At 70.2% G+C, this 6809-nt stretch carries 6 protein-coding genes and 1 pseudogene; 6 read left to right on the forward strand and 1 reads right to left on the reverse strand.

What is annotated here, in order from left to right; genetic code table 11:
* The first annotated feature begins 51 nt into the window (after positions 1–51).
* Both ACWGJB_RS45710 and ACWGJB_RS45715 read left to right on the forward strand, forming a co-directional pair.
* Entirely contained in the window at positions 52–1629 is a 1578-nt protein-coding gene (locus ACWGJB_RS45710; protein ID WP_453385946.1) for an MFS transporter, read from the forward strand.
* A gap of 50 nt (positions 1630–1679) precedes the next feature.
* Positions 1680–2667 (forward strand): annotated as a pseudogene (locus ACWGJB_RS45715) (IS3 family transposase).
* Positions 2668–3495: 828 nt separating this feature from the next.
* On the opposite strand, the gene ACWGJB_RS45720 reads toward ACWGJB_RS45715, so the two are convergent.
* The gene (locus ACWGJB_RS45720; protein WP_453385947.1) at positions 3496–4143 is read right to left on the reverse strand and encodes a type III effector protein; all 648 of its coding nucleotides are present in this window, start codon (positions 4141–4143) and stop codon (positions 3496–3498) included.
* A gap of 127 nt (positions 4144–4270) precedes the next feature.
* Here ACWGJB_RS45720 and ACWGJB_RS45725 point away from each other — a divergent pair, with 127 nt between their 5' ends.
* From ACWGJB_RS45725 to ACWGJB_RS45740, 4 genes are all read left to right on the forward strand, one after another.
* Positions 4271–4702 (forward strand): Hsp20/alpha crystallin family protein, encoded by a 432-nt coding sequence (locus ACWGJB_RS45725; RefSeq protein ID WP_453385948.1) that lies wholly within the window; start codon positions 4271–4273, stop codon positions 4700–4702.
* Between the two features lie 99 nt (positions 4703–4801).
* Entirely contained in the window at positions 4802–5197 is a 396-nt protein-coding gene (locus ACWGJB_RS45730) for a DUF2267 domain-containing protein (protein WP_453385949.1), read from the forward strand.
* A 60-nt stretch (positions 5198–5257) separates the two neighbouring features.
* Positions 5258–5701 (forward strand): DUF2267 domain-containing protein, encoded by a 444-nt coding sequence (locus ACWGJB_RS45735; protein WP_453385950.1) that lies wholly within the window; start codon positions 5258–5260, stop codon positions 5699–5701.
* Between the two features lie 542 nt (positions 5702–6243).
* The coding region (locus tag ACWGJB_RS45740) for an IS5 family transposase (RefSeq protein ID WP_453385951.1) at positions 6244–6809 on the forward strand (566 nt) is incomplete at its 3' end.

A 6809-nucleotide genomic window follows, 5' to 3' on the forward strand; every position in this document is an offset into this window, starting at 1 on the left:
CGCCCCCTCCCGTACCCCGAGCTTCCCGCCTCTCAGGAGCCCCCCGTGTCGATGACGACCGAACCCTCCGCCAAAACTGCCACCGGTCCCGGCCTGACCACCGGCACCCTGGTCGCCGGTCTCCTCGCGGTCTGTCTGGCCCAGATCGGCCTGGCGATACCGGCCACCCTCAACGGGCTATTCCAGTCCGACCTGCACCCGGTCGGCTCCCAACTCACCTGGATCTCCGACGCTTTCCTGCTCCCGGTCGCCGTACTGGAGCTGACCTTCGGCCTGCTCGGCGACCTCTTCGGCCGCAAACGGCTGCTGGTCGGCGGCGCTTCGCTGCTGGCCGTCGGCGAGTTCGTCAGCGCCACTGCCTCCGGCGTCCACCAACTCTGGACCGGGCAGGCCCTGGCGGGCCTCGGCGCCGCCGCCCTCTTCCCGACCTCGCTGGCCATCCTGGCCGCCAACGCCACCTCACCCGCACAACGGGCCCGCGTCATCGCGATGTGGGCGGCTCTGCTCTCCACCGGCGGGTTCATCGCCCCGCTCCTCGGTGGCGTCACCGCCACCTACGGCTCATGGCGATGGTCCTTCGTCGTGGTCACCGCCGCCGCCGTGGCAAGCGCCGCAGTCAGCGCTCTCTTCGCCGTCAACTCCAGCGCCTCCGAAGGCCGTTCACTTGACATCGCGGGCCAGGTCACCATCGGCCTGGGCCTGTTCGCCCTCCTCTACGCCATCATCCAGGGCCCCACGGACGGCTGGGCCTCGCCCCCGATCGTCATCGCCTTCGTCCTGGCAGCCGTGTTCCTCGCCGCCTTTGTCCTGGCCGAGAAGCGCGCCACGTCCCCGCTCCTGCGCCTGGACCTGTTCCGCAACCGCGCCTTCGCCATCGCCTCGATCGTGGCCGTGGTCGGGATGTTCGCCTTCCTCGGCACCGCCTACTCCGTCAGCATCCGGCTGGGCCCGGTCCAAGACCAGGCCCCGATGCGGACAGGCCTGGCCTTCGTCCTGCTCAACGGCATCACCCTGGTGATGCTGCCGCTCACGGAACGCCTGCTGAGAACGGTCGCACCCGGGCTACTCCTGGGCGCCGGGCTGCTGTTGATCGCGGCGGGCGACTACTGGGCGGCCACGCTGCCGATCACCGACACCGCCTTCACCTCGCTGATCCTGCCGCTCGGTCTGGTCGGCCTGGGATTCGCGATCACCGTCTCGTCGATCACCGCGACAGCCGTCAACACCGTGCCGACGCGCCTGGCCGGCATGGCCAGCGCCACCACCAACCTGCTGCGGGACTTCGGCTTCACCCTCGGCCCGGCCGTCATCGGCGCCGTCGCCCTGAGCCGCGCGGCGAGCAGCTTCTCCAACTCCCTGGACGACTCCGCCCTGCCCCAGGCACTGAAGGGTGCGGGGACGGCCGTACTGGAGGAGGGTGGACCCCTCGCAGTCAACGGCGCCTCGGCGGCCTCCCCGAAACTGGCCGACCTCCACCCACTCGCCCTGGACGCCCTCGGCCACGGTTACTCGATCGGCTTCGTCGTCTGCGGCAGTGCCGCCCTGTTCTCCGCACTGCTCGCCCTGGTCACACTCCGCGGCCGCAGCACTTCACATGACGCATCCTCCGAGGGAGACCTTGCCCCCTGATCTTGGACACACGAGACACTGAATCCTGAGGATCTGAGAACGGACTTCTCGTGGTCATGAAGCACTACCCGCCGGAGTTCAAGGCGGACGCGGTCGCGCTGTACCAGTCGCGGCCGGAGGCGACCATCCGGCAGGTCGCTGCCGATCTGGGCGTCAATCCCGAGACCTTGCGGAACTGGGTCCGGGCGGCCGGAGCGCGCCATCCTCGGCATCGCCCGCTCGAGCTTCTACCACTGGCGCAAGACAGCGGCCGTGAGGGCGGCCCGTCAGGCAGCCGACGCAAAGCTCGCGGCCCGGATACACACAATCCACCGGGCGTCAGATGGCACCTACGGCGTTCTGAGGATCACCGCCGAGCTCCGGGAAAACGGCGAGGTGGTGAATCACAAGCGCGCCGCCCGGGTCATGAAGACGATCGGGCTGGCCGGTCTCCGCCTGCGCCGCAAGCACCGCACCACAACCCCCGACCCGGCTGCGGCGAAGGTCCCGGACCTGATCGGCCGCGACTTCACCGCGGGCCGGGCGAACACCAAGTACGTCGGCGACATCACCTGTCTTCCCCTGGCCGGCGGGAAGTTCCGCTATCGCGCGACCGCGATCGACCTCGCCTCGCGGCGCCTGGCGGGGTGGGCGGTCGCCGACCACATGCAGGGCGACCTCGTCATCGACGCCCTGCACGCAGCCGAACGGACCCGCGGCAGCCTCGCCGGCGCCAACTTCCACAGCGATCACGGGGCCCGGTACTGCAGTCGGGCCTTCGCCGACGCCTGCCGTCAGGCCGGTGTCACCCAGCCCATGAGCCCGGTCGGCTCCAGCGCGGACAACGCACTCGTCGAGTCGTTCAACGCGACCTGCAAACGTGAGACCCTCCAGGGCCGCCGGGCCTGGGACACCGAACGCGAGGACCATCTGGACCTCTTTCGCCGGCTGCACCGCTACAACACCATCCGACGCCACTCTCGCCTCGGCCACCGCGGCCCCATCGCCCACGAACAAGTACTCCGAACAACATCAACTACGCTGACCGAAGCCGCATAACCCGTGTTCAAGATCAGGGGTGATGGCCCGACCTGTGCTGTTCGGCCGGGTCTTCCTCGGCGTGCCGTACCGCCCGCTTCACGGCCTGTTCCAACTGGTGCCGCGACGTGATCACGCCGTCGCGCCCCACGTACTCAGTCACCCGCGGCCTGGAAGGCTGCGGCCGCCTTGCCTCACCTTTCGAGCTTCGCTTCGTATGCGTCGCCGTTGAGACCGGCGGGTTTCGCGCGGGAGGAACAGCACCGCCACCGGATCTTCAGCGAGCCCCGGCTGCGCCAGGCCCTGACCGTACTCACTGCGGGGGAGGGGGGTGGGAGTCCCCCCGATCGTTTGAGGCGGCAGCTCACCGTCGAGCTGTGCTGCACTGAGGACGGCGCCGATGCCTCCCAGGACCGGTGGCTGGGTGCCGCGGCCGCGGCACCGTCCTTTCCGCCCGAGAACAGCGGACTGCACCACCTGCCGGTGGAAGCACCTGTCAGCGTTCTGAGGACGTGTGGCCGGAGACCCGGGTCGGGGACGTCTCCCGTCCGGTGCCCGACCGCCCTGGAACTGGCTGCCGCATCTACATCGAGGTCCTGGCGGACGTCGCCACCGACGGAGTCGAAGTCACGGTCGAATGGGACGACCAGCCACAGTGCGGAATCACCAGTCGGAGCAACTGGCGTTGTCTCAGCCTGGAATTCCAGTGTCTCGACACTGCTACCCATGTGAGGTCCTTTCTGTGGGAACGTCCTGAACGGCTAGGAATCGGGCCGAGACGGCCCGCCGTCGGCGTGGTTCGGGGCAGGCCGCACCGCACCCGCATTTTGTGACTCTCCGTGAGAGGAGTCAGGCATCGTCAGCTGCTGTCACAGTGAGCCGGTCGTCGAGGGCGTCCAGGCATTTGACGAGGTCGGCGTGGGCGTCGAGGTAGGGGCGCATGCCGGTCAGGGGGGCAATGAGCTCGGCGGCGTCGGTGGCGCCGAGGGCGGCATGCAGGGCGGCCTGAGCTGTGCGCGCTTCGGGCGCGAGGTGGGCGAGCGCGGTGATCTGTCCGGCGAGGCGGCGCAGGTCGGCGGCGTTGGCGCGGGCCCAGGTGACAGTGGCGCGTTCGGCGGCCCTGGCCTGGCGGGTGGCCGTCACGCGCTGCTCGCCGGTGGTTCCGGCGGTGCCGGGGCGGCCGCGCAGGTATCGGCGTTCGGCGGCCTGGCGGCTGGCGACGCCGAGGGGGCGGGCGAGGTCGGCCCAGCTGGCGCCCGCCTCTCGGGCGGTTTCGATCAGGCCGGTCTCCCAGCCGGCGAGCTGCTCGCGCACCTGCCGCAGCAGCATCAGGGAGGCCAGCGCCTGCTCGGGACCGGGGCCGGCGGCGTCGGGGGTCTCGTGCTGGGCATAGCGCAGGGCGTCGTCTATGGCGGCAAGGGCCGCCGCGGCGGCGAGAAAGGACGCCGGGCTGTGGGCGTCGGTGCTGGTCGCGGACGGCTGGTCGGCTGCGGTCACGGCCACCTCCCTCGGACGGTCATCACGTCGACGACATCATGTTTGTCATCCATTGGATGACATGTTACAACGGTAGAGCGAAGCGCATTGGCAGCAACTGCCTGAACCTGCTGGAGGTGTTTTCACGATGTTGATGCGCACCGACCCCTTCCGTGAGCTGGACCGGCTGGCGCAGCAGCTGATGGGTCCCGGCACCTGGTCGAAGCCGTCGGCGATGCCGATGGACGCCTACCGCGAGGACGACGAGTGCGTGGTGGCCTTCGACATCCCCGGCGTCAGCGCGGACGCGATCGACATCGACGTCGAGCGGAACATGCTGACCGTCAAGGCCGAGCGCCGGCCGGTGGCGAAGGCCGACGACGTGCAGATGGAACTGTCGGAGCGGCCGCTGGGCGTCTTCTCCCGCCAGCTCGTGCTCGCCGACACGCTGGAGACCGAGCGTATCCAGGCCGACTACGACGCGGGCGTGCTCACCCTGCGCATCCCGATCGCCGAGCGCGCCAAGCCCCGCAAGATTTCCATCGGCGTCGGATCCGGCCATAAGGAGATCTCCGGCTGACACCGGCCGGACCGGTGCGGAGGACGGGCACCTGATCTCCCCCTCCATCCCGCTCTCCGCACCCCCGTGGGCAGTCCGAGCAAGAAGGGGGTGCGGCCGATGACGCTGCGACGCGAAGCATTCCTCGACCACGTGAAGGAACGCGGCGAGTACAGCACTTCGGAGGAAGCCGAACGCGCGGCCCGCGTGGTGCTCGCCCTGCTCGGCGCGCACCTGGTCGGCGACGTCCGCGCCCAGCTCGCGGCGCGCCTGCCGGAGGGCTTCGCCCTGATCCTGCTCAACCCGCTGCAGAGCGCCGAACCGCTGCCCCCAGAGCGGTTCGTCCGCGCGACCGCCGCCTGGATCGAGGGCGCCACCGAGCAGACCGCGACCTGGGACGTCAGCGCCGTGCTGTCCACCGTCGCCGACACGGCAGGCGAGGACCTGCTGGCCCAGATCCTGCTCCAGCTCCCCGCCGGCTACGACCTCCTCTTCGGCCGCCCCCAGCCCACCTGACCAAGACCCGGGGGTGCCGCACCCGGCACCCCCAAGGCTCCATGAAAGGCATACACCGCAGTGATCTCCGACACGCGCGTACCGCTTGAGCACCAGCAGCCGTACGGGACGGCGTACGAGCAGATGCTGGAGAAGGTCCGCTATGAGGGCGCCTACCCCACCCGCGAGAAGGCCGACGAAGCCGTCTGTCTGGTCCTGGCCGGACTGGGGCGTCAGCTGACCGGCGATGAACGCGTGGACCTCGCCGCCTGCCTGCCACTGGAGGCCGCACGCGTGCTGACCGCGCAGATCCCTGACACCCGGTCGCTCACCGGCTGGGCGTTCGTCAAGGACCTCGCCGCGCGCTCCGGCGCCTCCCTGGCCGCCACCCGCTGGGACACCGGTTCCGTCTTCGCGGCCGTCGCCGCCCACGCCGGCCCCGACCTGATCACCCGCATCCTCCACCAGCTCCCCACCGGCTACGCCCTGCTGTTCGGCCAAGCCGAACTCACCCCCGCCGCGTAGACGGCGAGGTGCCTGCTCGGGGCGGGCGCGACCGCCGGGTCGCTGTCCGACCCGAGCCCCGGGTCCCGCGAGGTGGCCGCCGCCGCCTGCCCGGCCCCCCCCGCAACGACGTGCTGGCGTGTGCGGTCGAGCGCATCGGGTGCCACGGGTATGAACGCTGTCTCCGGCCGTAAGCGAGGGATCTCACGTCCGGCGACGTGCGGCGGGGTCCCGGTCGGCGACGTATCGGGCGACCGCGTCGACCCCCGGCGGGCGTCCCGCCCCACGGAGCGGACGGAGGCGTGACGGGAGCGGGCCAGAAGCGTCGGGGTGGAGGTCCCGCCCTCGGCATCGTGCGTGAGCGCGGAGTGCCGCAGCCGGTGCATCGTCCAGCCGTCCAGGTCCTCGAAGTCCTCCGGCGAGGCCGCGGGTTGGCCGGCAGCCTCGTGCTCTCCTCAAAGATCTCCCCCCCCCGGCGATAGGAGAACCTCGCCCGCCGGACCGGCCCCGGCACGGCAGCCCGGGTCCGCGACTTACGGGAGATCGTCAACGCGATCCTCTACGTGAATCGCACCGGCATTCCGTGGGAGTACCTGCCGCACGACTTCCCTCCGTGCAAGACCGTCTACGACTACTACGCGAAGTGGGAAGCGGACGCCACGACCCAGCAGGTCCACGACCTGTTACGCGACAAGACCCGGCGTGCTCACGGGCGCAGCACGGAGCCGACCGCGGGCGTGATCGACGCGCAGAGCGTGAAGACCTCGGCAAACGTGGCCGAGACCAGCCAGGGCATCGACGCCGGCAAGAAGATCAAAGGACGCAAGCGGCACCTGATCACCGACACGCTCGGCCTGGTGCTGGCCGTCCTCGTCACCGCGGCGAACGTGCACGACACCACAGGCGGCAAACACCTCCTCGACGACCCGGCCGCAACCCATCCCGGCGTGACCAAGGTCTGGGCCGACGGCGGATACCAGAGCAGCATCCTCAACCACGGCGCCGGACTCAGCATCGACGTGGAGGTAGTCCAACGAGCACGGACGAAGGGGTTTGAGCCCCTGCCGAAGCGGTGGGTGATCGAGCGGACCTTCGGCTGGCTGATGCAGCACCGCCGCCTGGCGCGAGA

This window comes from Streptomyces sp. NPDC054813 (genome assembly GCF_053611365.1).